Annotated in this window: 24 protein-coding genes; 16 read left to right on the top strand and 8 right to left on the bottom strand. The window is 72.3% G+C overall.

Going from position 1 to position 24,611, the window contains the following annotated elements:
- Positions 1 to 160 precede the first annotated feature (160 nt).
- Together A8711_RS27525 and A8711_RS27520 are read left to right on the top strand one after the other, a co-directional pair.
- Positions 161 to 901: a neutral zinc metallopeptidase gene (locus A8711_RS27525; RefSeq protein ID WP_069089866.1), complete on the top strand. Its 741-nt coding sequence runs from the start codon at positions 161 to 163 to the stop codon at positions 899 to 901.
- 115 nt (positions 902 to 1,016) lie between these two features.
- Positions 1,017 to 1,655 (top strand): HAD family phosphatase, encoded by a 639-nt coding sequence (locus A8711_RS27520; RefSeq protein ID WP_069089796.1) that lies wholly within the window; start codon positions 1,017 to 1,019, stop codon positions 1,653 to 1,655.
- 52 nt (positions 1,656 to 1,707) lie between these two features.
- Here the strand turns inward: A8711_RS27520 and A8711_RS27515 are convergent, their stop codons facing one another.
- From A8711_RS27515 to A8711_RS27500, 4 genes are all read right to left on the bottom strand, one after another.
- Positions 1,708 to 4,257: an ABC transporter permease gene (locus A8711_RS27515; RefSeq protein WP_064446105.1), complete on the bottom strand. Its 2,550-nt coding sequence runs from the start codon at positions 4,255 to 4,257 to the stop codon at positions 1,708 to 1,710.
- On the bottom strand, positions 4,257 to 5,021 hold the full coding sequence (locus tag A8711_RS27510; RefSeq protein ID WP_069089795.1) for an ABC transporter ATP-binding protein: 765 nt from the start codon (positions 5,019 to 5,021) through the stop codon (positions 4,257 to 4,259). Before A8711_RS27510 ends, A8711_RS27515 begins: the two co-directional genes overlap by 1 nt.
- Before the next feature lie 261 nt (positions 5,022 to 5,282).
- On the bottom strand, positions 5,283 to 5,966 hold the full coding sequence (locus A8711_RS27505; protein WP_069089794.1) for a response regulator transcription factor: 684 nt from the start codon (positions 5,964 to 5,966) through the stop codon (positions 5,283 to 5,285).
- Between the two features lie 339 nt (positions 5,967 to 6,305).
- Positions 6,306 to 7,220 (bottom strand): PD-(D/E)XK nuclease family protein, encoded by a 915-nt coding sequence (locus A8711_RS27500; RefSeq protein WP_069089793.1) that lies wholly within the window; start codon positions 7,218 to 7,220, stop codon positions 6,306 to 6,308.
- A 118-nt stretch (positions 7,221 to 7,338) separates the two neighbouring features.
- Between A8711_RS27500 and A8711_RS27495 the strand changes: the two genes are divergently transcribed.
- From A8711_RS27495 to A8711_RS27485, 3 genes are all read left to right on the top strand, one after another.
- Entirely contained in the window at positions 7,339 to 8,481 is a 1,143-nt protein-coding gene (locus A8711_RS27495) for a M50 family metallopeptidase (protein ID WP_369830130.1), read from the top strand.
- Positions 8,478 to 9,422, top strand: a complete 945-nt coding sequence (locus A8711_RS27490; RefSeq protein ID WP_043324388.1) for a tRNA (adenine-N1)-methyltransferase — start codon at positions 8,478 to 8,480, stop codon at positions 9,420 to 9,422. The genes A8711_RS27495 and A8711_RS27490 overlap by 4 nt, the downstream gene beginning before the upstream one ends.
- Positions 9,423 to 9,597: 175 nt before the next feature.
- Positions 9,598 to 10,170, top strand: coding sequence for a hypothetical protein (locus A8711_RS27485; protein WP_043330176.1), 573 nt, complete (start codon positions 9,598 to 9,600; stop codon positions 10,168 to 10,170).
- A gap of 61 nt (positions 10,171 to 10,231) precedes the next feature.
- On the opposite strand, the gene A8711_RS27480 is transcribed toward A8711_RS27485, so the two are convergent.
- Positions 10,232 to 10,525, bottom strand: coding sequence for a ferredoxin (locus A8711_RS27480; protein WP_069089791.1), 294 nt, complete (start codon positions 10,523 to 10,525; stop codon positions 10,232 to 10,234).
- A 177-nt stretch (positions 10,526 to 10,702) separates the two neighbouring features.
- Between A8711_RS27480 and arc the strand changes: the two genes are divergently transcribed.
- The 8 genes from arc (at position 10,703) to A8711_RS27440 (ending at position 18,626) form a co-directional block, all read left to right on the top strand.
- Positions 10,703 to 12,484 (top strand): proteasome ATPase, encoded by a 1,782-nt coding sequence (arc, locus tag A8711_RS27475; RefSeq protein WP_043324384.1) that lies wholly within the window; start codon positions 10,703 to 10,705, stop codon positions 12,482 to 12,484.
- A 167-nt stretch (positions 12,485 to 12,651) separates the two neighbouring features.
- Positions 12,652 to 14,169 (top strand): depupylase/deamidase Dop, encoded by a 1,518-nt coding sequence (dop, locus tag A8711_RS27470; protein WP_036344014.1) that lies wholly within the window; start codon positions 12,652 to 12,654, stop codon positions 14,167 to 14,169.
- A gap of 107 nt (positions 14,170 to 14,276) precedes the next feature.
- Positions 14,277 to 14,483, top strand: coding sequence for a ubiquitin-like protein Pup (locus tag A8711_RS27465; RefSeq protein ID WP_030504127.1), 207 nt, complete (start codon positions 14,277 to 14,279; stop codon positions 14,481 to 14,483).
- A 21-nt stretch (positions 14,484 to 14,504) separates the two neighbouring features.
- A complete protein-coding gene (locus A8711_RS31805) occupies positions 14,505 to 15,191 on the top strand; it encodes an endonuclease VII domain-containing protein (protein ID WP_176722894.1) in 687 nt (228 codons plus the stop codon).
- A complete protein-coding gene (gene prcB, locus A8711_RS27455; protein ID WP_030504129.1) occupies positions 15,110 to 15,949 on the top strand; it encodes a proteasome subunit beta in 840 nt (279 codons plus the stop codon). The genes A8711_RS31805 and prcB overlap by 82 nt, the downstream gene beginning before the upstream one ends.
- Positions 15,950 to 16,003: 54 nt before the next feature.
- Complete coding sequence (gene prcA, locus A8711_RS27450; RefSeq protein WP_043324381.1) at positions 16,004 to 16,837, top strand: proteasome subunit alpha; 834 nt, start codon at positions 16,004 to 16,006, stop codon at positions 16,835 to 16,837.
- A 149-nt stretch (positions 16,838 to 16,986) separates the two neighbouring features.
- Positions 16,987 to 18,345: a Pup--protein ligase gene (gene pafA / locus A8711_RS27445; RefSeq protein ID WP_030504131.1), complete on the top strand. Its 1,359-nt coding sequence runs from the start codon at positions 16,987 to 16,989 to the stop codon at positions 18,343 to 18,345.
- 62 nt (positions 18,346 to 18,407) lie between these two features.
- A complete protein-coding gene (locus tag A8711_RS27440; RefSeq protein ID WP_030504132.1) occupies positions 18,408 to 18,626 on the top strand; it encodes a hypothetical protein in 219 nt (72 codons plus the stop codon).
- Between the two features lie 7 nt (positions 18,627 to 18,633).
- Here A8711_RS27440 and A8711_RS27435 read toward each other — a convergent pair whose 3' ends face one another.
- Positions 18,634 to 19,578 carry a hypothetical protein gene (locus A8711_RS27435; protein ID WP_043324379.1) on the bottom strand — a complete coding sequence of 315 codons (945 nt, stop codon included), beginning with the start codon at positions 19,576 to 19,578 and terminating at the stop codon, positions 18,634 to 18,636.
- A gap of 239 nt (positions 19,579 to 19,817) precedes the next feature.
- Here A8711_RS27435 and A8711_RS27430 point away from each other — a divergent pair, with 239 nt between their 5' ends.
- Positions 19,818 to 20,366 (top strand): carboxymuconolactone decarboxylase family protein, encoded by a 549-nt coding sequence (locus A8711_RS27430; protein ID WP_043330172.1) that lies wholly within the window; start codon positions 19,818 to 19,820, stop codon positions 20,364 to 20,366.
- A gap of 12 nt (positions 20,367 to 20,378) precedes the next feature.
- On the opposite strand, the gene A8711_RS27425 is transcribed toward A8711_RS27430, so the two are convergent.
- Both A8711_RS27425 and A8711_RS27420 read right to left on the bottom strand, forming a co-directional pair.
- Positions 20,379 to 21,464, bottom strand: a complete 1,086-nt coding sequence (locus tag A8711_RS27425) for a DUF3866 family protein (protein WP_043324377.1) — start codon at positions 21,462 to 21,464, stop codon at positions 20,379 to 20,381.
- A gap of 44 nt (positions 21,465 to 21,508) precedes the next feature.
- Positions 21,509 to 22,498 (bottom strand): cation diffusion facilitator family transporter, encoded by a 990-nt coding sequence (locus A8711_RS27420; protein WP_043324375.1) that lies wholly within the window; start codon positions 22,496 to 22,498, stop codon positions 21,509 to 21,511.
- Positions 22,499 to 22,602: 104 nt separating this feature from the next.
- Here A8711_RS27420 and A8711_RS27415 point away from each other — a divergent pair, with 104 nt between their 5' ends.
- Positions 22,603 to 23,601 carry a YafY family protein gene (locus A8711_RS27415; RefSeq protein WP_069089790.1) on the top strand — a complete coding sequence of 333 codons (999 nt, stop codon included), beginning with the start codon at positions 22,603 to 22,605 and terminating at the stop codon, positions 23,599 to 23,601.
- Positions 23,598 to 24,605 (top strand): YafY family protein, encoded by a 1,008-nt coding sequence (locus A8711_RS27410; protein WP_043324373.1) that lies wholly within the window; start codon positions 23,598 to 23,600, stop codon positions 24,603 to 24,605. The genes A8711_RS27415 and A8711_RS27410 overlap by 4 nt, the downstream gene beginning before the upstream one ends.
- The last annotated feature ends 6 nt before the right edge of the window (positions 24,606 to 24,611 follow it).

The raw sequence follows: 24,611 nt of genomic DNA, 5'->3' as shown, positions 1-24,611 counted from the left end.
CGACGGTACCCGGGCCGATCCAGCGTGACCGGCGCGGACGCCCGGGACGCCGTCGCCTGGTGAACGTTTCCCGGCGGCCGTGCGTGTGAGCCGGTGAGCATCACCGGCGTCCGCCGGGGGTACTGCTGCGGGACACGGGTACGAAAACCGGGAGGTCATGGTGGGGGACAGGGCGGGACGTCAGGGGCGCGGGCCGATCGTCGGGCTGGTGGTGGCCGCGCTGGTCGCGGCTGGCTGCATGGCCGGCGGCGTCGACCAGGGCGGGCCGCAGCAGCCCGCACCCCCGCGCAGCGCGCAGCCCGAGTCGCAGACCACCCGGGCGGACGGCACCACGAGCGTCGCCGAGTTCAAGCAGGACATCGAGGACGCGGTCCGGCTGGCCGAACGCTACTGGGCGCAGCAGTTCCGCGCCTCCGGTCAGCGGTTCACCCCGATCCGGCGGGTGGTGGCCTACAGCCGGGAGGGCGAGGTGGCCTGCGCCGGGCAGGCGCTGCCCCGCAACAACGCCGTGTACTGCTCGGCCGGCGACTTCATCGCCTACGACGTGAACTGGTCGGTGGCGGCGTTCCGGCAGATCGGCGACGCGTTCCTGTTCTACCTGCTCGGCCACGAGTACGCCCACGGCATGCAGGTGCGGCTCGGCATCCGCTACAACTTCACCATCCAGCAGGAGCTGCAGGCCGACTGCATGGCCGGGGCGTACCTCGGGGACAGCGTGCGGTCCGGTGCGCTGGAGCTGGAGGACGGTGACCTGGAGGAGTTCCGGGAAGGGCTGCTGGCGGTCGGCGACGACCCCGACCAGCCGTGGTTCGCCGAGGGCTCGCACGGCACCGCCGAGCAGCGCAGCGATTCGTTCTTCCGGGGATACGAGAAGTCGCTGGGCGCGTGCGGTCTCGGGTGATGCCGCGGGTCACCAGGGGCGGGGACGGTGACGGGCGGGCCCGGCGCGGCTGGCAGGATCGGCGGGGTACCCGTATCGAAGGAGGCCCCCGCTGAGCAGCAAGCACCCCGCCGCCGTGCTCTTCGACATGGACGGCACGCTGGTCGACAGCGAGAAGCTGTGGGACGTCGCGTTGCAGGAACTGGCCGCCGTGTACGGCGGTGTCCTGTCCGACGACGCCCGCCGCGCGATCGTCGGCACCGGGATGGTCGACGCGATGCGGATCGTGCACGACGACCTGGGCCAGCCGGAGCGGGACGTGCAGGAAAGCGCCGACTGGATCAGCGCCCGGATCCTGGAGCTGTTCCGCACCGGGCTGCAGTGGCGTCCGGGCGCGCTGGCGCTGCTGCGGGCGGTACGGGACGCCGGCATCCCCACCGCGCTGGTCACCTCCAGCGGCCGGTCCCTGGTCGAGGTGGCCCTGGACACGCTGGGCCGGGACAGCTTCGACGCGGTGGTCTGCGGCGACGAGGTGGACGCGGCCAAGCCGCACCCGGAGCCGTACCTGACCGCCGCGCGTCTGCTGGGCGTACCGGTCGAGCGGTGCGTGGCGATCGAGGACTCACCGACCGGAGTGGCGAGCGCGCTGGCAGCCGGTGCGGCGGTGCTGGCCGTTCCGGCCGAGGTGCCGCTGGCGCCCGCCGACGGCGTACACCAGATGGAGAGCCTGCTCGGGGCGGACCTGGAGCTGCTCGCGGCGCTGCTCAACCGTTAGGAAGGGCCCCTTCTTATGCACGAGGCGTTAAGAAGGGGCCCTTCCTTTCACGTCAGTCGTGGGCGATGGCGCCCAGGACGTTGATCCGCGCGGCGCGGATCGCCGGCAGCACCGCCGCGACCACGCCGATGATCGCGGCCAGGATCAGGAACGTCACCATCTGACCCCACGGCAGGATCAGGTCGGTGATGCCCTCGTCCTTGAGCGCCTCCACCACCGCCGCGCCGAGACCGGTGCCGACCACCACGCCGAGCAGCGCGCCGAAGATCGAGATCACCACCGCCTCGACCGTGATCATGCGCATGGTCTGGGCGCGGCGCAGGCCGATCGCCCGCAGCAGACCCAGCTCCCGGGTGCGTTCCAGCACCGACAGCGCGAGCGTGTTGATGATGCCCAGCACCGCGATCACGATGGCCAGCGCCAGCAGGATCTGGATCATCTGGAGCAGGGAGTCCAACTGACCGGTCTGCTGCTCGATGAACCCGGCCCGGTCGGCCACCGACACCTCGGGGCTGTCCGCCAGCAGCCGCTCGATCTGCGGCTGCACCGCGTCCACCGACGTGCCGGGGGCGAGCTGCAGGAAACCCTGGATCGGCTGCGGGATGGCGAAGTCCGCCGTTGCCTGCGGCGGCAGCGTCACCGGGTTGGTCAGCTGTGAACTCTCGTAGATGCCGCTGACCGTGTAGGTGCGGGCGTCGCCACGGGACAGCTGCACCGGCACCGTCGAACCGACGCTGAGGTTGCGTGCCTTCGCGGTGTCCGAGCTGACCAGCATCTGGTCCGGCGCCAGCTTGCTGATGTCACCGGCGGCGGCCTTCGCCCCGAAGATCTGCTGCAGCGCGGCCACGTTGCTCGACACGGCCACCCAGGTCCGCTCGCCGCCGACCACTGCCATGTCGCCGTACTCGCCGTCGACCATCTGCACGCCCGGGATCGCCGCGGCCTTCTCCAGGACCGCCGGGTCGAAGCTCGCCGGACGCGGCCCGGACGTGGACCCGGAGATCACCAGCTCCGCCTTGATGGTGTCCTCGGCCAGCGCGCCGATGCTGCCCTTGGCCGAGTCCAGGATCACCGTCACGCCGGTGACCAGGGCGATGCCCACCATCAGCGCGGCGGCCGTGATCGCGGTACGGCGCGGGTTGCGGCCCGAGTTGAGCCGGCCCAGCTTGCCCGGCACCGACCAGGAGAACATCGCGCCGAGCAGCGAGACCACCGGCCGGCTGATGATCGGGGTCAGCAGCGCCACCCCGATGAACGCGAACAGCACGCCGCCGAGGATGGTCGCCAGGGTGCTGTCGCCGGCGTGCCCGCCGAGACCGAGGAACAGCAGCACCGCGCCGATGCCGGTGACCACGGCACCGCCGATGGTGACCTTGGTCAGCGGCCGGTCCGGCGTGGCCACGTCCTGCATCGCGGCGATCGGCGGGATGCGCGAGGCGCGCAGCGCCGGCAGCAGCGCGGCGACCACAGTGATGAGCATGCCGACCGCGAACGCGCCGATCACCGCCGAGGCGGGCACGCCCAGCCCGGCCAGGGTGAGACCCCCGGCGAGCTGACCGAACAGGTACGCAAGCAGCGCGCCCACGCCGATACCGGCGGCGAGCCCCAGCACCGAGGCGATCAGGCCGACCGCGAGCGCCTCCAGCACCACCGAGCCGATGACCTGCTTGCCGCTGGCCCCGATCGCGCGCATCAGGGCCAGCTCACGGGTGCGCTGCGCCACGATGATCGAGAACGTGTTGAGGATCAGGAACGTGCCGACCAGCAGCGCCACCGCGGCGAACCCGAGGAGGATCTTGTTGAAGAACGACAGCCCTTCCTTGAGGCCGGCCGAGGCGTCGGCGGCGAGCTGCTCGCCGGTCTTGACCTGGTAGTCGGCACCCAGCGTGCGGGCCAGCTCGTCGCGCAGCGCGGCCGGCGTGGTGCCGTCGGCGGCCTGGACGCTGATGTTGCTGAACACGTCCGGCTTGCCCAGCATCAGCTGCTGCGCCACCGGGGTCGTGAAGTAGACCTCGTTCGCGCCACCGATCGAGTCCCGGCCGCCGCTGTAGCCGAACACGCCGACGAGCGTGAACTCCTTCTTCGGGGCGAGGGTCAGCACGCCGACCCGGTCGCCGACCTTGACCTTGCCCGCCTCGGCCAGCGCGGCGTTGATCACGATCTCGTCGTCGGCCTGCGGGCCGCGGCCCTCGCGCAGCTCCAGCAGGTCGCTCTCACCGAGCCAGTTCTGGCCCAGCTGCGGCGGGCCGAACGAGGTGACCACCTTGCCGTTGCTGCCGATCATCCGGGCGCCCTCGGCGGCCACCACGCCCTCGGCGTCGGCGACGCCGGGCACCGCCTTGACCCGGTCCAGCACCGACGCCGGCATCGGGGTGCTCAGCGGCATCCCCTCCGCCGTGGAGACGTCGATCTTCGGCTTGGCCTCGACGCTCACGTCGACCTCGGCGTACGCGTCGGCGAAGACCGCGTCGAAGGAACGCCCGAGCGTGTCGGTGAGCACGAACGCGCCGGAGACGAACATGACGCCGAGCACCACCGCCAGCCCGGACAGCAGCAGGCGCAGCTTGCGCGCCAGCAGGCTCTTGAGCGTTGCCCGCAGCATCAGTTGCCCACCTCGACCGGGGAGTCCAGCTTCTTCATCGTGTCCAGCACCGTCTCGGCGGTCGGCTCGATCAACTCCGAGACGATCTGCCCGTCGGCGAGGAAGACCACCCGGTCGGCGTACGCGGCGGCGGTCGGGTCGTGCGTGACCATGACGATGGTCTGGCCGTGCTCGCGTACCGAGTTGCGCAGGAACTTCAGCACCTCGGCGCCGGAGCGGGAGTCCAGGTTGCCGGTCGGCTCGTCCGCGAAGATCACCTCGGGGCGGGCCACGAGCGCCCGGGCGCACGCCACGCGCTGCTGCTGGCCACCGGAGAGCTGCGCCGGGCGGTGCCCGAGCCGCTCCCGCAGGCCGACCGTGTCGATCACGACGTCGTACCAGGCCGGGTCGGGCTTGCGCCCGGCGATCGACAGCGGCAGCAGGATGTTCTCCTGCGCGGTGAGCGTCGGCAGCAGGTTGAACTGCTGGAAGATGAAGCCGACCTTGTCCCGGCGCAGCTTCGTCAGACCGGCGTCGTTGAGACCGGTCACAGTGGTGTCGCCGATCATCACGGTGCCCTTGGTCACCGTGTCCAGACCCGCGAGGCAGTGCATCAGTGTGGACTTCCCGGAACCCGACGGCCCCATGATCGCGGTGAACCGGCCGCGCTCGAACTCGGCGCTCACCCCCCGCAGCGCGGCGACCTGCGCCTCGCCGCTGCCGTACACCTTCCACACATCGTTCGCCCGGGCCGCGGCCTGCTCTTGGCCTACCGTCGCGGTCACGTCATGTACCTCTTCCGTCTGTCGTTCTCAATGCCGCACCGCCCCCGCTGGTCGGTGCGGCGGAATCCATCCTCGGGGTCGCGAGCCCGAAAGCCCTCCGACCTGGGGTGGAATCCGTGCCGATCTTCCGGTGAGGGTCGACCCCCATCCGGGCTCAGGGTGACCCCTGACCGGCCGGCGGCGCCGACGCTAGAGCCTCACCCGGCGTGATGGTCAACACATCAGCCCCGCCGCTGGTCACGGTAGGTGACCCGCGCCACCTCACCGCCCCGGACGAACCAGACCCGTCTCGTACGCGAGCACGACCGCCTGAACCCGGTCGCGCAACCGTAGCTTCGTCAGCACATGCCCGACATGGGTTTTCACAGTCGTCTCGCTGACCGACAGCACCCGGGCGATCTCCGCGTTGGACAGACCGCGCGCCATGTGGGTGAGCACCTCCCGCTCCCGGTCGGTCAGCGGATCAAGCGCCCGCGCCGGCGCGGCGGCCGGATCGGGCAGCATCTCGGCGAAGCGGTCCAGCAGCCGGCGCAGGATGCGCGGAGACATCGCCGCGTCCCCGGCCGCCACCGTGCGGATCGCCGCGACCAGGTCCTCAGCCGGCACATCCTTAGTCAGGAACCCGCTGGCGCCGGCCCGCAGCGCCCCGACGACGTGTTCGTCCTGCTCGAACGTGGTGAGCACCAGCACCCGAACCGGTAGCCGCGCGGACACGATCGCGCGCGTCGCGGTCACCCCGTCCATCCGCGGCATCCGGATGTCCATCAGCACCACGTCGGGCAGCAGCCGCCGCGCCAGGTCCACCGCCTCCGCGCCGTCGCCGGCCTCACCCACCACGTCCAGGTCGTCCTCCGCGCCCAGTACCATCCGGAATCCGGTACGCAGCAGCGGCTGGTCGTCGGCGAGCAGAACCCGCACCGGCCGGGACACGGCGCCGTCGGTCATGCGTCCCCCTCGTCGTCCGGGCGGCGGTCCGGCCGGGACCCGTCGGCGCCGGCACGCGCGCGATACGCCCGGCGTGAGCCGGGCCGCGGTAACCACCGTAGAGGTCACCGGTCGCGCGGTCGCCGATCAGGCCGCCCCGATCCCGCAGGTTGGCCGGGCTCCGCGCGCTCAGGCCCGCGCGGGATCGCAGGCGCTCTGCGTCCTGGGTCCGCGCGGGATAGCGGGCGGTCTGCGCGCCGGTCATGCGCGGAATGGCCCGCCGGTCCGGGGCGGTCCGGCCAGGCGTCAGCCCGGGCGCCCTCCGGCCAGCGCCGAATACTCGACGGCTGGGGCCGGAGGTTACTCGTCGGCGCCGGGCGCCACCGGGCGGGAGCGGGCGTCCACCAGCGGGTCGGGCGCGGCGGCGGCCACCGGGAACGGCGGCGGCGTGCCGCCGTAGCTCGGGCACAGCGCCTGGTGGCTGCACCAGTCGCACAGGCGGCTCGGGCGGGGCCGGAAGTCCTGCCGGGCGGTGGCCTGCTCGATCGCCCGCCACAGCGCCACCACTGTGCGCTCGAAGCGCACCAGCTCGTCGGCGTCGGGGGCGTAGTCGCAGACCTCGGCGTCCTTGAGGTAGAGCAGGCGCAGCACCCGCGGCACCACGCCCCGGGTGCGCCACAGCACCAGGGCGTAGAACTTGAGCTGGAACAGCGCCCGCGCCTCGAACGCCTCGCGCGGCGCGCCGCCGGTCTTGTAGTCGACCACTCGCAGCGCGCCGTCGGGCGCCACGTCGAGGCGGTCGAGGTAGCCCCGGATGAGCAGTTCGTCGTCCACCACCGCGGAGATCAGCGCCTCCCGCTCGGCCGGCTCCAGCCGGCGTGGGTCCTCCACCGCGAAGTAGCCGTCCAGCAGCGCCGTCGCCGACCGGAGGAACTCCTGCGGACCGGTGGTGTCGCCGTCGGCGAACAGCGAGGCCAGCTCCGGCTCCTCGGTGACCAGCCGGTCCCACTGCGGCGCGACCAGATCACCGGCCGACTCCGGGGTGCGGGCGGCGGCCGGAAGGTCGAACAGCCGCTCCAGCACGGCGTGCACGAGCGTGCCCCGGGCCTGCTCGACAGTCGGCCGCTCGGGCAGCCGGTCGATGCTGCGGAACCGGTAGAGCAGCGGGCAGGTCTTGAAGTCGGCCGCCCGGGACGGCGACAGCGACGCCCGCACCGTGACCGGCGCCGGTGCCGTCTGGTCGCCGTGGCTGTCGATCATCGGTTCCGCCGTCATGCCCGGAAGGTTAGGCCACGCCTGTGACACCGCCACCGTCGCCGCACCGGAGCATGATCGGATCTCCCTCTCAGTGACCGCGGCGGCCCGCCGCGCACGCTCACGTAGCATCGGGCCGGTGCAGCAGCGGAGCCGAGGACCCCGCCGGCCGGGGCTCAGCCTCGGCCGGGTGCTCGGGGTGCCGCTGCGCGTCGACGCCTCGATGCTGCTGCTCACCGTCGTCGTCACGGTGCTGTACGCGGCGCTGGCCCGCCGCCAGCTCGACCTCGGCCCGCTCGGCGGCTACCTGGTCGGGTTCGGCTTCGTGGTCTCGCTGCTCGGCTCGGTGCTGCTGCACGAGCTGGGCCACGCGCTGACCGCCCGCCGCTACGGCATCGGTGTGCGCGGGATCACGCTGGAACTGCTCGGCGGGTACACCGAGATGGACCGCGACGCACCCACGCCGCGGATCGAGCTGCTGATCTCGCTGGCCGGGCCGGCCGTGTCCGCCGTACTCGGCGCCGGCGCGGTCGCCGCCACCCTCGCGTTGCCCGCCGGCACGCTCGGCCACCAGCTCGCCTTCCAGCTCGCGGTCAGCAACGTCGTGGTGGCGATCTTCAACAGCCTGCCCGGTCTGCCGCTGGACGGCGGGCGGGCGCTGCGCGCCGCGGTGTGGGCGCTCACCCGCGACCGGCACCGCGGCACCGAGGTGGCCGGCTGGGTCGGCCGGGCCGTCGCGCTGGGCACGCTGGCGCTGGTCGTGGTGCTCACCATGCGCCGGGCGCTGGCCCCGCTGGCCCTGCCGCTGCTGCTGCTCGTCGCACTGACGCTGTGGCGCGGCGCCGGCCAGTCCATCCGGCTGGCCCGTATCGGCCGGCGCCTGCACCTGGTCGACCTGGCCCGGCTGGCCCGCCCGCTGCTGCCGGTGCCCACCGGCACGCCGCTGGCCGAGGCCCAGCGCCGCCGCGACGAGGCGGCCACCCCGCACGCGGCGCTGGGCGTCATCGACTCCGCCGGCCGTACCGTCGCTGTGGTCGACCCGGCGCGCGCCGCCGCCGTACCCCCGGAACGGAGGCCGTGGGTCGCGGTGGACGAGGTGGCCCGCGACCTGTCCGCGGTGCCGGCCCTGCCGGTCGGCGCGGACGGCGAGCGGGTCCTGGAGACCGTACGCACCCACCCGGGCGCGCAGTACGTCGTGACGGCAGGCGAAGATGTGGTCGGCGTGCTGCACATCGCGGATCTCGCCCAGCTCCTGGAACCCAAACGGAAGACGAACACGTGACCGTAGAGATCTCCACCGTCCCGGCGTTGCCCCCGGTCCACCGCGGGCCGTTCCGGCCGGGCGACCGGGTCCAGCTGACCGACCCCAAGGGCCGGATGCACACCGTGACGCTGGAGCCCGGCAAGGAGTTCCACACCCACCGGGGGATCCTCAAGCACGACACCCTGATCGGCCTGCCCGACGGCAGCGTGGTCACCACCGCCGGCGGCGGCACCGCGTTCCTGGCGCTGCGGCCGCTGCTGTCGGACTACGTGCTCTCCATGCCGCGGGGCGCCCAGGTGATCTACCCGAAGGACTCGGCGCAGATCGTCGCCATGGGCGACATCTTCCCCGGCGCCAAGGTGCTGGAGGCCGGCGCCGGGTCCGGCGCGCTGTCCTGCTCGCTGCTGCGGGCCGTCGGCACCGAGGGCGAGCTGCACTCGTTCGAGCTGCGCGACGACTTCGCCCAGATCGCCCGCCGCAACGTGGAGGCGTTCTTCAACGGCCCGCACCCGGCCTGGAACCTGCACGTCGGCGACGTCGCCGACTGCGCCGAGACCGGTTTCGACCGGATCATCCTGGACATGCTGACCCCGTGGGAGATGCTCGACATGGTCGAGCGGGCGCTGGTGCCCGGCGGCGTGCTGATCGGCTACGTGGCCACCACGCCGCAGCTGTCCGAGCTGGTCGAGGCGCTGCGCGAGCGTGGCGGCTGGACCGAGCCGCGCGCCTGGGAGTCGCTGGTGCGCGACTGGCACGCCGAAGGGCTGGCGGTCCGCCCGGACCACCGGATGATCGCCCACACCGCGTTCCTGGTCTCCGCCCGCAAACTCGCCCCCGGGGTCACCGCGCCGCCGCGCCGCCGCAAGCCCAGCAAGGGCGCCGAGGCGTACGCGCAGCGCCGCGACGCCCTGCGCGCCGCCGCCGCGGCCCGCGCGGAGCAGGAGCCGCAGGAGTCCTGACCCCCGACGCGCGGGCGCGCGCGTACGGGCGGATCATGTGTGCCGGTGGGCACGACACCTGAGCGGGTGGAGACGGTGGCATGAGCGAGCGGATCGGGGCGCGCGTCGGGCGGCGCGCCCGTGCCGGTGACCTGGACCGGTGGCAGCACGGCGGCGCGGCCCGGTGGGAGGCGGCGTGAGCAACCCCGGTTACGGCAACGGTGACCTGCCCGCCGTCTTCCCGGACTGGTCGCCCTACACCGACCTGGAGTCGGCCGCCCGCGCGTACCTGCGCGACCCGGACATCGCGCTGGAGGCGCTCGACGGTGTGCTGCGCGGCGCCTCCGTGCTCGGCTTCACGCTGGAGCGGTTCGTCAACGAGGTGAACGGCGTGTGGCAGGAGGTCGTCGTCTGCGACGGCAGCCGGCTGGTGCTCTGGCACGGCGAGGACGTGCCGCCGGGGGAGGGGCCGCCCGGCGCGATGACCTCGTCGCTGCGGGTGGTGCCGCTGTCGACAGTCACCGAGGTCGGCTGCCGGCGGCGGCTCATGCGGGCCGAGAACGGCACCGTACGGGTCGACAGCATCGACGTGTACCTGCTGCTCAGCTCCCTGGACGAGGCGCCGCCCAGCGACGAGGTGGCGGGCGCGCCCCGGCACGACGCGCTGCGTTTCGGCAAGACCCTCGACGACGGCGGGGCGGGGCAGATCGCCCGGCTGGAGGAGTTCGCCCGGCTGGTCGCCTCGGTGGTCGGCCGGCCCCTGCTCTGAGGCGGACGAACGGCGGGCCGGGGACGTGTGGTCCCCGGCCCGCCGTGCAGCTGTCCGGGCCTCAGTCGTCGGCCTCCGGGCCGGCCACCTCCACGCCGTCGCTGCCGCGCACCACGTGGATGCACTCGCCCGGGCACTCCTTCGCCGAGTCGATCACCTCGAGGCGCAGGTGCTCCGGCACGTCCACCCGGGCGCCGGGGGCCTGCCGCAGCTCGCCGTCGGGGCCCTTGACGTACGCCAGGCCGTCGACGTCGAACYCGAAGACCTCCGGCGCGTACTGCACGCAGAGCCCGTCACCGGTGCAGAGGTCCTGGTCGACCCAGACCTGCAACTGGTCGGTCGCGACGTCGGTCACGAAGCACCCCCCATGTTCTCCCGTCCCACGCTCCGACGGTACCCGAACGCCCGTACCCACCCCGCGACCAGCCCTTCGCGATCAAGCTTCGGTGACGAGCGCGTTGCTGTGGACCGAATCGGGCTCATAGCGGCTAGTGTTAGGTCAGAACGTTCAAGCCCCCCGGGGAGGTGGGACGTGGCACGCAGCGACGACGCGGACTCGCGCGCCGCACGGTGGGAAAAGGAAGCCCACGATCTCTCCACGCAGGTCGCGTTCCTGCAAGAGGAACTCGCTCTGGTGCGGCGCAAGTTGACCGAAAGCCCTCGACACGTCCGGCAGCTCGAAGAGCGGCTGGCGGCCACCCAGGCCCAGTTGGCGCGGCTGACCGAGAACAACGAACGGCTCGTGAGCACCCTCAAGGAGGCTCGCGCGCAGATCGTGACGCTCAAGGAGGAGATCGACCGGCTCGCCCAGCCACCGAGTGGCTACGGCGTCTTCCTGGCCAAGCACGACGACGGCACGGTGGACGTGTTCACCGGCGGGCGCAAGCTCCGGGTGGCGGTCTCGCCGTCGCTGGAGGCCGACGAGCTGCGCCGTGGCCAGGAGGTCCTGCTCAACGACGCGCTCAACATCGTCGACGCGTTCGGTTTCGAGCGGGTCGGCGAGGTCGTGATGCTCAAGGAGATCCTGGCGGGCCCGGACGGCGCGCCGGGTGACCGGGCGCTCGTGGTGTCGCACTCCGACGAGGAGCGGATCGTGCACCTCGCCGAGACCCTGATCGGCAGCGCGATCCGGGCCGGCGACTCGCTCATGATCGAGCCCCGCTCGGCGTACGCCTACGAGCGGATCCCGAAGAGCGAGGTCGAGGAACTGGTCCTGGAGGAGGTGCCCGACGTCAACTACGAGGACATCGGTGGCCTCCAGGCGCAGATCGAGCAGATCCGCGACGCGGTGGAGCTGCCCTTCCTGCACTCCGACCTGTTCCGTGAGCACCAGCTCCGGCCGCCGAAGGGCATCCTGCTCTACGGTCCGCCCGGCTGCGGTAAGACGCTGATCGCCAAGGCGGTGGCCAACTCGCTGGCCAAGAAGATCGCCGAGCGGGAGGGCAAGGAGCGGCACACCAGCTTCTTCCTCAACATCAAGGGCCCGGAGCTGCTCAACAAGTACGTCGGCGAGACCGAGCGGCACATCCGGCTGATCTTCCAGCGGGCACGGGAGAAGGCCGGTGAGGGCACTCCGGTGATCGTGTTCTTCGACGAGATGGACTCCGTGTTCCGCACCCGCGGCTCCGGCGTCTCCTCGGACGTGGAGAACACCATCGTCCCGCAGCTGCTCAGCGAGATCGACGGCGTGGAGGGCCTGGAGAACGTCATCGTCATCGGCGCCTCCAACCGGGAAGACATGATCGACCCGGCGATCCTGCGTCCCGGCCGGCTCGACGTGAAGATCAAGATCGAGCGGCCGGACGCCGAGGCGGCGAAGGACATCTTCTCCAAGTACATCCTCGCCGGCCTGCCGCTGCACGCCGACGACCTGGCCGAACACGGCGGCGACGCCCAGGCCACCGTCGCGGCGATGATCGACGCGGTGGTCCTGCGGATGTACTCCGAGACCGAGGAGAACCGCTTCCTCGAGGTCACCTACGCCAACGGCGACAAGGAAGTCCTCTACTTCAAGGACTTCAACTCCGGCGCGATGATCCAGAACATCGTCGACCGGGGCAAGAAGATGGCCATCAAGGAGTTCCTCACCTCCGGCCGCAAGGGGCTGCGCCTGCAGCACCTGCTCGACGCCTGCGTCGACGAGTTCCGGGAGAACGAGGACCTGCCCAACACCACCAACCCCGACGACTGGGCCCGCATCTCCGGCAAGAAGGGCGAGCGGATCGTCTACATCCGCACGCTCGTCTCCGGCGGCAAGGGCGCCGAGGCCGGACGGTCCATCGAGACCGCCAGCAACACCGGCCAGTACCTGTAGTCCGACCCTGCGACGAAGGCCCGTGGCGCACCCGCCACGGGCCTTCGCGCGTACGCAGGGAAGCCGCCACACCGGACCCGGCGCTGCCGCCACGCCCCCTCGGCGCGTCACGCCGACTACGCTCGACATGACGGGGACCGGGACGGCGAGCGGGAGCGGGCAGGTCGATGAGCGTCAGAAGGATCATGGGCACCGAGGTCGAGTACGGCATCTCCGTGCCCGGTCAGGCCGGAGCCAACCCGATGGTCACCTCCTCCCAGGTGGTAAACGCCTACGGGGCGCGGCCGGAACTCAACCGGGGCGGCCGGGCCCGCTGGGACTACGAGGAGGAGTCGCCACTGCGCGACGCGCGCGGGTTCACCTACTCCGGCGCCGCGTACGACCCGGCCGAGGCGCTCGCCGACGAGGACCTCGGCCTCGCCAACGTCATACTCACCAACGGCGCGCGGCTCTACGTCGACCACGCCCACCCGGAATACTCCACGCCCGAGGTGACCAACCCCCTCGACGTGGTCCGGTGGGACAAGGCGGGGGAGCGGGTGATGGCCGAGGCGGCCCGGCGGGCCGCGACCATCCCGGGCACCCAGCCGATCCACCTGTACAAGAACAACACCGACAACAAGGGCGCCAGCTACGGCGCGCACGAGAACTACCTGATGCGCCGGCAGACGCCGTTCGCCGACATCGTGGCGTACCTGACGCCGTTCTTCGTCACCCGGCAGATCGTCTGCGGCGCCGGGCGGGTCGGCATCGGCCAGGACGGCGGCCAGACCGGTTTCCAGATCTCCCAGCGGGCCGACTTCTTCGAGGTCGAGGTGGGGCTGGAGACGACGCTCAAGCGGCCCATCATCAACACCCGCGACGAGCCGCACGCCGACGCCGACAAGTACCGCCGGCTGCACGTCATCATCGGCGACGCCAACCTCTCCGAGATCTCCACGTTCCTCAAGGTCGGCACCACCGCGCTGATCCTCACCATGATCGAGGAGAAGGCGCTCGGCGCGGACCTGGGCATCGCCGACCCGGTGGGGGAGCTGCGCGCGGTCAGCCACGACCCGTCGCTGAAGCACCTGATGCGGATGCGCGACGGCCGCAAGCTCACCGCGCTGGACGTGCAGTGGGCGTACCTGGAACGGGTCAGCTCCTTCGTGGACGACCGCTACGGCAAGGACGTGGACGCGCAGACCGCCGACGTGCTGCGCCGCTGGGAGAGCGTGCTGGACCGGCTCGGCCGCGACGCGTTCGAGTGCGCAGACGAGCTGGACTGGGTGGCGAAGCTGCGGCTGCTGGAGGGCTACCGGGAGCGGGAGAAGCTCGGCTGGGGCTCGCACAAGCTGCAGCTGGTCGACCTGCAGTACTCCGACGTGCGGCCGGAGAAGGGCCTCTACCACCGCCTGGTGCAGCGTGGCTCGATGAAGACGATGCTCAGCGACGAGCAGACCCGCACCGCGATGACCGAGCCGCCGGAGGACACCCGGGCCTACTTCCGGGGCCGCTGCCTGGCGCAGTACGCCTCCGAGGTGGTCGCCGCGAGCTGGGACTCGGTCATCTTTGACGTGGGCCGGGAGTCGCTGGTGCGGGTGCCGATGATGGAACCCGAGCGGGGCACCCGGGCGCACGTCGGTGAGCTGTTCGACCGCTGCGAGAGCGCCAAGGATCTGCTGGAGACGCTCACCGGCGGGTGACCCGGATGCCGGAAGGCCCGTCGGGTGCCGGAACCGGGCGCGCGGCGGGCCTTTCGTCGCTCCCGCGAGGTAAGTTGATCGCAGGCGATCGTGGAGGAGGCACCACCATGGCGACCCAAGAGGGTGGGCAGACCCAGTCCGGCAAGTCCCGCGAGGAGGTCGACGAGGTCACCGCGGAGGCGAACCCCGAGGTGGCCGAGCGGCACGCCGAGATCACCGAGGACGTCGACGACCTGCTCGACGAGATCGACTCCGTCCTGGAGGAGAACGCAGAGGAGTTCGTGAGGGGATACGTACAAAAGGGAGGTCAGTGATCAAATAGGGCTGAAACGGACATGCCGGTTCCCCTTGACGATCAGGATGGCCGACGTCGTTGCCGCGACTGCGGTGACTGGAAGCCGCTCGATGAGTTCTGTGCGAGCAGCAAACGTCCCAGCGGCCGCGGCAGCTACTGCAAGCCCTGCTTCAACGCTCGCTCGAAGGCGAGCTATGCGAAGCGGGTGAAGCAGCGGTACGACCGTGAGGTGAAAACGCCGAGGGAAGTCCCGGACGGCCATCGCTTCTGCGCCGACTGCGGAACCGTCAAGCCCCTAGCCGACTTCCCTCGTAACCGCTCTGACAGCACGGGCTATGCGACCTACTGCAAGCCGTGCCACAACCTCCGGACTCGTGAGACCAAGCAGCGACTCTACGGCGGCAATCGCGAGTACCACCTGCGCCGCCGCTACGGGGTCGGGGAGAAGGAGTTCCAGGAGCTCCTGACCGAGCAGGGCGGCGTGTGCGCGATCTGTCGGCGCCCCGATCCGGAACATCTGGACCACGATCATCGCACCGGATGGGTGCGCGGGATACTCTGCTTCAACTGCAACGGTGGTCTTGGCCAGTTCAAGGACAACGCCGAAGTCCTGGCCAGGGCGATCACGTACCTGAGAGGAACCACGTGGCAGCGGGTTTTGATCCATCCGGGCGTCTTCCAGATGTGTTCACCAACGCGGGGACGTCCTCCTTCACAGCGTTCCTGAGCAAGGTGGCCCCCGAGATGCTGCCCGGCCGTCGGCCGCTGCCGCCCGGCATGGCCGCCGACATGGCGCCGCACGCGACCACCATCGTGGCCATCTCGGCCGCCGGTGGCGTGGTCATGGCCGGCGACCGGCGCGCCACGATGGGCAACCTGATCGCCCAGCGCGACATCGAGAAGGTGCACCCGGCCGACGCGTACTCGCTGGTCGGCATCGCGGGCACCGCGGGCATCGGCATCGAGCTGATGCGACTGTTCCAGGTGGAGCTGGAGCACTACGAGAAGATCGAGGGCGCGATGCTCTCGCTCGACGGCAAGGCCAACCGGCTCGCCTCGATGATCCGCGGCAACCTGGGCGCGGCCATGCAGGGCCTGGCCGTGGTCCCGCTGTTCGCCGGTTTCGACCTGGCGGCGAGCGACCCGGCGCGGGCCGGGCGGATCTTCAGCTTCGACGTGACCGGCGGCCCGTACGAGGAGACCGGCTACGACGCGATCGGCTCCGGCTCGCTGTTCGCCAAGTCGGCGCTGAAGAAGCGGTTCCGGACCGGCCTGTCGGTCGAGGACGCGACGCGGCTGGCGGTCGAGGCGCTCTACGACGCGGCGGACGACGACACCGCCACCGGCGGTCCGGACCTGACCCGGCGGATCTACCCGGTCGTGATGACCGCTACCGCCGAGGGCACGCACCGGCTCACCGACGCCGAGACGGCGGCGATCGCGGAGAGCGTGGTGGCCGGCCGGATGGAGAACCCCGGCGGCTGAGGCCGATCCCACCGTCCACCGAGTCAGCAGTCCCGCAGAAGGAGAACCGCCGCCGTGGCCATGCAGTTCTACGCCTCGCCCGAGCAGATCATGCGCGACCGCTCCGAGCTGGCCCGCAAGGGCATCGCCCGGGGCCGCAGCGCGGTGGTCCTGAGCTACGCCGGCGGGGTGCTCTTCGTCGCCGAGAACCTGTCCAGCACGCTGCACAAGGTCAGCGAGATCTACGACCGGATCGGCTTCGCCGCCGTCGGCCGGTACAACGAGTTCGAGAACCTGCGTCGCGCGGGCGTGCGGATGGCCGACCTCAACGGCCTGAGCTACGACCGGCGGGACGTGACCGGCCTGGCCCTGGCGAACGCGTACGCGCAGACGCTGGGCGCGATCTTCACCGAGCAGTCGAAGCCGTTCGAGGTGGAGATCTGCGTGGCCGAGGTGGGCGCCACGCCCGAGGACGACTCCCTCTACCGGGTGACCTACGACGGTTCGGTGAACGACGAGCCGGGCCGGATGGCGATGGGCGGCCAGGCCGAGGCGATCAGCGGGGTGCTGAAGAACGAGCACCGGCCGGAGATGTCGCTGTCGGAGGCGGTCCGCGCCGCCATGAAGGCGCTGAGCAGCGTCGGCGGCGAGGGCGGCGCGGCCCGCACGATCGCCGCGAACCAGCTGGAGGTTGCGGTCCTGGACCGGCGCCGGGTGGGGCGTACGTTCCGGCGGGTCACCGGCGCGGCGCTGACCGCGCTGCTGGACGGTGACGCGGAGGCCGACACCGCGCCCGCGCCGGGCCGGGCGAAGACGCCGACGGTGCCGACGGAGGAGGCGAAGAAGCCGACCACGTCGGCGGGCTCGGCCGATCTGGAGGGCAACGCGGAGGACAAGCCCGCCGAGTGACACCTACGCGAAAGACCCCGTCGCCGCGTCGCGGTGGCGGGGTCTTTCGCGTACGGGAGGCCGCCGGCTTTGCGGTCCGCGCGGGGAAGATCGCAAGCGGTGAGCGTCGGCGATGCCCATCGGAGGCTCCGGGCGGCTAATGTCTCATCATGGAGCGGCGAATCTTCGGCCTCGAAACCGAGTACGGCGTCACCTGCACCTATCGCGGGCAACGCCGACTGTCCCCCGACGAGGTCGCGCGGTACCTGTTCCGGCGGGTGGTGTCGTGGGGCCGGTCGAGCAACGTGTTCCTACGCAACGGCGCCCGTCTCTATCTGGACGTGGGCTCGCACCCGGAGTACGCGACTCCGGAGTGCGACTCGGTGACCGACCTGGTGGCGCACGACCGGGCCGGTGAGCGGATCCTGGAGGGGCTGCTCGTCGACGCGGAGAAGCGGCTGCACGACGAGGGCATCGCGGGTGAGATCTACCTGTTCAAGAACAACACCGACTCGGCCGGCAACTCGTACGGCTGCCACGAGAACTACCTGGTGTCCCGGCACGGCGAGTTCGGCCGGCTCGCCGACGTGCTCATCCCGTTCCTGGTCACCCGGCAGTTGATCTGCGGCGCGGGCAAGGTGCTGCAGACGCCGCGCGGCGCGGTCTACTGCCTGTCGCAGCGGGCCGAGCACATCTGGGAGGGCGTCTCGTCGGCGACCACCCGCAGCCGGCCGATCATCAACACCCGGGACGAGCCGCACGCGGACGCGGAGCGGTACCGCCGGCTGCACGTGATCGTCGGTGACTCGAACATGAACGAGGTCACCACGCTGCTGAAGGTCGGCACCGCCGACATCGTGCTGCGGATGATCGAGGCGGGCGTGGTGATGCGGGACCTCACGCTGGAGAACCCGATCCGGGCGATCCGCGAGGTGTCGCACGACATCACCGGCCGGCGCAAGGTGCGGCTGGCGGCCGGCAAGGAGGTCTCGGCGCTGGAGATCCAGCAGGAATACCTGGCCAAGGCGACGGAGTTCGTGGAGCGCCGGGGCGGTGACCAGACCGCGAAGCGGGTGGTCGACCTGTGGGGGCGGGTGCTGCGCGCGGTCGAGACCGGCGACCTGGACCCGGTGGCCCGGGAGATCGACTGGGTCACGAAGCTGAAGCTGATCGAGCGGTACCAGCGCAAGCACGACCTGCCGCTGTCGCACCCGCGGGTGGCGCAGATGGATCTGGCGTACCACGACCTGCGGCGTGGGCGCGGCCTGTACGGGCTGCTGGAGCGTCGCCGCGAGGTGGACCGGGTGGCCACGGACCCGGAGATCTTCGAGGCGAAGGAGACGCCGCCGCAGACCACCCGGGCGCGGCTGCGCGGCGAGTTCATCCGGCACGCCCAGGAGAAGCGGCGTGACTTCACGGTGGACTGGGTGCACCTGAAGCTGAACGACCAGGCGCAGCGCACGGTGCTGTGCAAGGACCCGTTCCGGGCCTACGACGAGCGGGTGGAGCGCCTGATCGCCAGCATGTGACCGCCCACGGGCGGCCGGTGCCCGGCACCGGCCGCCCGTGGCACGGGTAGGCTGTCGTCGCGATGAACACTTCCGAATCCGCCGGTCGCCCCGACCGTGAGACGTCCTCCGGCCGCGACGGCGGCGAGAAGCTCAACTGGATCGATCGCCGCCGGGAGAAGATCCGGGCCGAGATCGAGCGCAACCGGCGCGGTGACTACACGGTCCCGACGTGGGTGCTGGCGGCGGCGCTGGTGCTGATCGTCGGCGGGTGGCTGGCGTTGATCCTGCTGCTCGGCTGAGTTCGGCTCAGTTGTACGGCATCCGGGGGAACCAGCCGAAGCCGAACATGGCCGGCACCCGGATGTCCCAGTAGATGACGGTGAAGACGCCGAGCGCGACAAGCAGCGCTCCGGTGACGGCGGCGGCGCGGCGGGGGTCCGCCATCCAGGCGAGGAAGCGTCCGCGGCTGATCGCCACGGCCAGGGCGAAGACGGCCGTGACGAGCAGGATGTTCCCGAGGGACTGCAGCGTGAACGCCAGCGCCCCGTAGAGCGGGTTGCCGGTGTCGACGGCCCAGTGGAACAGCTTGTTGAACATCGGGTAGGGGCGGCCGACGAGGAACCCGCCGACGAGCGCGCCGATGGTGATCACCCGGGCGACGGGCCGGTGCGCGAAGATGTCCGGCACGAGCTTGAGCGCGGCGAGCCCGAGGTAGGTGAGGGCGAGTCCGATGACGCCGAAGACGACCGAGGACTGGATGAGGCGTACCGGGACGGTGCCGACCGTCTCGGTGGACAGCTGGGGCAGCCGGTCGCCGAGCAGGACGCCGATGATGCCGTAGGCGGCCGAGACGACGACCATGCCGAGCGCGAGCCAGCCGACCGGGCGCAGCAGGGCGCGCAGCGCGGACCGGGTGCCGCCGGCGGGGTCGGCGCCGGAGACCTGGCTCATCGGCCCGACCGAGGCCGCCACGGCGATGTTGCAGGCGGTGAAGGTGCCGGCGAAGCCGGAGACGAAGGCGAAGAGCATCCCGGCGACGGCGCCGGTGATGGCGGTCTCCTTGGCGTCGTGGCCGAGCACGGTGTTGGCGACGTTGTCGCCGATGACCTTGTCGACGAGCTCGAAGGACCACAGGACGGCCAGCAGCACGCCGGCCGCCGCGCTGATCAGGGCGAGTCGGAGGGGATGCGGCGGGCGGTGGGTGGAGATCCCGGCGTCGGGGGCCGCGTTCGGGAGTTGTCGCAGTGCCATGGGGGGTCGCCTCCTAACGGCGGCCAGCCGCGTTTCCCGCGCGGCTGCCTGGCGCGGACGGCGGTGACGGGATGGCCGGAGTCGATTTCCCGGACAGTATGGGGAGGCCGCGTGGGGCCCTGGTTCTTCGATCATGCTGACCTGTCTCCGGTGTCTGGCCCGGGCGGCGGGGGTGGCGGCACTCTGGACGGCGGGCCGCCGGCGTGACCGGGCCGGCACGGACAGGGGAGCGTGACGTCATCGCACACATCGATCTCGGGCTGGACGAGAAGGCCTATCCGGGCATCCAGGGGCCGCTGCGGTTCCGTCCGGAGACGGCGAAGCCGCTGGGCGAGCTGGCGGAGGTGCTGTTGCGCGCTCCGCATCCCACCTTGACGCCGGGGGAGCGGGAGCTGATCGCGGCGTACGTCTCCGGCCTCAACGACTGCGACTTCTGCTGTTCGTCACACGCGGCGTTCGCCGCCGCGCAGCTGCCCACGGGGATGGAGTTCGTCGACCGGGTGCGCGCGGACGTGGCGACCGCGCCGGTCGGCGCGAAGCTGCGGGCGCTGCTGCACATCGCCGCCGCGGTCCGGCGCAGCGGCCGGGAGGTCACCACCGAGCTGGTGGAGGCGGCACGCGCGGAGGGCGCCACCGACCTGGAGATCCACGACACGGTGCTGATCGCGGCGGCGTTCTGCATGTTCAACCGCTACGTCGACGGGCTGGGCACGTGGACGCCGCAGGATCCCGAGGTGTTCGCGCGGGCCGCAGACCACCTGGTCGCGAACGGCTACCTGGCGATCTGAGGGCGGCGGGGCTCAGCCCAGCAGGCGGGCCGCGTGGCGGCCGGCGGCAGCGGCGGCCAGGAAGTAGGCGTGGTCGGCGTCCAGGCCCCGGCCCATCGTGGACAGGCCGACCGGGCCGGCCCGCAGAGCCGCGTCGAGGCCGTCGGTGGGCACTGTGACGATCGTGTGCCGGTCGGCCAGCGGCGCGAGCGCCGCGGCGACCTCCGCCGCGAGGGCGGGGTCGAGGCCGTCCGGCACCACCAGCTCCGCGGGGGCCAGCGCGACCCGGCCGTACGCGGTCAGGCTGTGGTGGGAGACGCCACGGTGCCGGGGCCGGGCGTCGGCGTCGGAGATGCGCAGCGAGCCGACCGGGCGCCCGCCCAGCGTGGCGACCGCGTTGACGGCTTCGCCGACGGCGACGCCGGAGAAGCCCCAGCGGGTTCCGGTGCCGAGGTTGCCGGGGCCCTGGGCGACGATCGTCAGGTCCGCGCCGAGTACGTGCCGGGCGGCGAGCAGGCCGCTGTGCAGCGTGCTCGCCTCCAGGTCGCCGCCGAACGCCTGGCCCACGCTCACCGTGCCCACGAGGTGACCGGCCAGGCCGGCCAGGGTGCGGGAGAACCAGGCGGGCAGCGCCCCGCCGTCGGTGAGCACGTACGCGACCCGGGCGTCGGGCGCGTCGGCGCGTACCCCGGCCAGGATCGCCGGCAGCGCGGAGTGCAGGTCGGCGGTGACCACCGGCATGCCGTCGACCGACTCGGCGGCGGCGAGCAGTTCGTGGTGCGGCGACGCCTCCTCGTCCACGCCCAGCAGGATCGGCTGCAGCGGCGTGTAGCGGGCCTTGACCAGGTGCCCGGCGTCGCGGCTGTCGCCGGCCTGCGGCGGGTCGGCGGGCAGCCGGTCGGGCAGCGCGACGACCAGCGCGTAGCCGCCGGTGCCGAGGCCCATCAGCAGCGCCCCGGCGTTGAGCAGCACCCGGTCGCCGGGCTCCGGCTCGCCGACCAGCGCCGGGTAGGCCAGGGCGCGCATCCGGACGCCGTCGGGCAGGTCGACGTCGAGTTCGACGGCGCCGGACCACCGTCGCCGTACCGCCGTGACCGTGCCGGACCGCCATCGCACCATGCGGTGCACGGTATCGGCCGGGGTGCGGGCGGGCCGGGGGCGGGTCAGGTGTCGCCGTCGAGCGGGCGACCCGTCTCGTCCTGGGTGGTGCGGGCGGGCCGCCCGGCCGTGCGGGAGCGGGTGGGGTCGAGGAAGACGTACGCGATCTCCGGGAAGCGCCCGGTGAGCCGGCGTTCGGCCTCGTCGGCGGCGGCCTCGATGTCGGCGCCGGTGGCGTCGTCGTGGAAGTCGACCTTGGCGGCGACGAGGATGTCGTCGGGGCCGAGGAACATGGTCATCAGCGTGTCGATCCGGTCCACGGTCGGCACGTCCGCGAGCTCCCGTTCGATGCGCCGGTGCAGCCGGTCGGAGACCGAACGGCCGACCAGCAGCGAGATGTTGCTGCGGGCCAGCACGACGGCGACCACGAGCAGCAGCACGCCGATGAGGATCGAGGCGATCCCGTCGTACAGCTCGTCGCCGGTGAGGTGGGACAGGGTGAGCCCGGCGGCGGCGATCAGCAGGCCGACCAGCGCGGCGCTGTCCTCCAGGAAGACCGCCTTGACCGTGGTGTCGGCGGTCAGGCGCAGGTAGCGGCGAGGGGTGGTGCCCCAGCGGCGCGACTCGCCGCGCACCTGCCGCACCGCCCGGGCCAGCGACACCGACTCGATGGCGAACGAGACCGCCAGCACCACGTACGCGACGAGGTACTCGCCGCTGTGCTCGTGCACCAGGATGGTGGTGACGCCGTGGGTGATGGCGAAGCCGGCCCCGGCGACGAAGGTGAACAGCGCGGCGAGGAACGCCCAGACGTAGCTCTCCTTGCCGTACCCGAAGGGGTGCCGGGTGTCGGCGGGCCGCGCGCCCCGGCGCAGCGCCAGATAGAGCAGCACCTCGGTGGTGGTGTCGGCGAGCGAGTGGGCGGCCTCGGAGAGCATCGCCGCGGAGCCGGAGATCAGGCCCGCGACCAGCTTGGCGACGGCGATGGCGAGGTTCGCCGCGCCGGCCACCACGACCGTGCCGACGCTCTCGGTCTTGACCTCCGCTTCCACCATGCGCTCACCCTATGACCGGTCGATGCCCGTCGCCGGTCGGGAACACCTCCGCGCCGCGCCGCGCGGGTGCCCGCGCGCCATGCGCGGGCTGCTAGCGTTTGCACGTGTCCCGGACCCGTACCGAACGCCTGGTCAACCTGGTGATCTGCCTGCTGTCGACGCGACGCTTCCTGACCGCCGCGCAGATCGCCGCGACCGTGCCCGGCTACGAGCACGACCCGGACGACGCCAAGGACCACGAGGCGTTCCAGCGCAAGTTCGAGCGCGACAAGGCCGAGCTGCGTGAGCTGGGCGTGCCGCTGGAGACCGGCACGGCGAGCGTCTTCGACGCCGAGCCGGGCTACCGGATCGCGCCGCGCGCCTACGCGCTGCCCGACATCCCGCTCGAACCGGACGAGGCCGCGGCGGTGGGCATCGCCGCGCGGCTGTGGCAGCACGCCGGGCTGGCCGCTGCCGCGTCGTCCGGGCTGGCGAAGCTGCGCGCCGCCGGCATCGACGTGGACCCGCAGGCCACGCTCGGCCTGGAGCCCATGGTCACGGTCGACCCGGCGTTCGCGCCGCTGACCGCCGCTGCGCGGGACCGCCGCGAGGTCAGCTTCGACTACCGGGTGCCGGACCGGGACGCGCCCACCCGGCGCCGCCTCCAGCCGTGGGGGGTGGTCTGCTGGCGCGGCCGGTGGTACGTCGTCGGTCACGACCTGGACCGCGCGGCGACCCGCTGCTTCCGGCTGTCCCGGGTGGTCGGCACGGTCCGGGCGACCGGCGAGCCGGGCGCCTACGAGCCGCCCGTCGGCGTCGACCTGATCAGCCACGTGGCCCGCTGGTCCGGGCCGGTGGAGCGCACCGGCCGGGCCACGGTGCTGGCCACTCCGGGCCGCGCCGCCGGGCTGCGCCGCTGGGCGGTGGAGTGCCAGGCCGGCCCGGACGGCGACCGGCTGGTGCTGCCGTACGCCGACGCCGACTACCTCGCCGGCCAGATCGTCGGGTACGGCCCGGACGTGCGGGTCCTGGAGCCACCGGAGGTACGGGAGGCGGTCATCCAGCGGCTGAAGGAGGTCGCCGCCCGGCACGACGAGCTGGCGACCGCCGGGGGTGCCCGGTGACCCGCCCGGCGGCCCGCGCCGGCCGTGCCTCCGCCGACCGGCTGGCCCGGCTGCTCAACCTGGTGCCCTACCTGCTGGCCCGCCCCGGCATCGAGATCGCCGAGGCGGCGCACGACCTCGGGGTGACCGAGAAGCAGCTCCGGGAGGACCTGGAACTGCTCTGGGTGTGCGGGCTGCCCGGCTACGGCCCCGGTGACCTGATCGACATGGCGTTCGACGGCGACCGGGTCACCATCACCTACGACGCCGGCATCGACCGGCCGCTGCGGCTCACCCCCGACGAGGCGCTGGCCCTGGTGGTGGCGTTGCGGATGATCGCCGAGACGCCCGGGGTGGCCAACCGGGAGGCGGTCGAGCGGGCGCTCGCCAAGATCGAGAACGCCGCCGGTGACCTGGCCGGCGCGCCGGTGGAGGTCCGCCTGCCCGGCGACAGCGCCCGGGTACGCGAGCTGCGCGCCGCCGTCGAGCGCGGCCGGGCGCTGCGGATCACCTACTACACCGCGGCGCGGGACGAGACCACCGAGCGCACCATCGACCCGCTGCGGATGCTGATGGTCGGCGGCCGGGCGTACGTGGAGGCGTGGTGCCGCCGTGCCGAGGCGGTGCGGCTGTTCCGGGCCGACCGGATCGACGCGGTGGCCGAGCTGCCGGAGCAGGCGGTCGTGCCGCCGCAGGCCCGCCCGCACGACCTCAGTGACGGCGTGTTCCGCCCGTCGGCCGACCTGCCGCTGATCACGCTGCGGATCGGCCGGGGCGAGCGGTGGATCACCGAATACTATCCGTGCGAGCGCGTCGAGGCCGACGGCGAGCAGTGGCTGGTGTCGCTGCGCGTCACCGACCTCGGGTGGGCCCGGCGGTTCGTGCTCGGGCTGGGCCCGGAGGTGACGGTGGTCGCCCCGGCCGAGCTGGCCGAGCAGGTACGCGCCCAGGCCGTGGCCGCGCTCGACGCGTACGCGACCCCGGCCGGCACCGCCGACCCGGCGGCCGCCGGCGTCACCCGATAGGCTGAC

It is taken from the genome of Micromonospora sp. II, from assembly GCF_001709195.1.
Classification (GTDB): Bacteria; Actinomycetota; Actinomycetes; order Mycobacteriales; family Micromonosporaceae; genus Micromonospora; species Micromonospora chalcea.
Note: the sequence above shows the minus strand (reverse complement) of the source record. Positions and strands in the feature narration are given on the sequence as shown.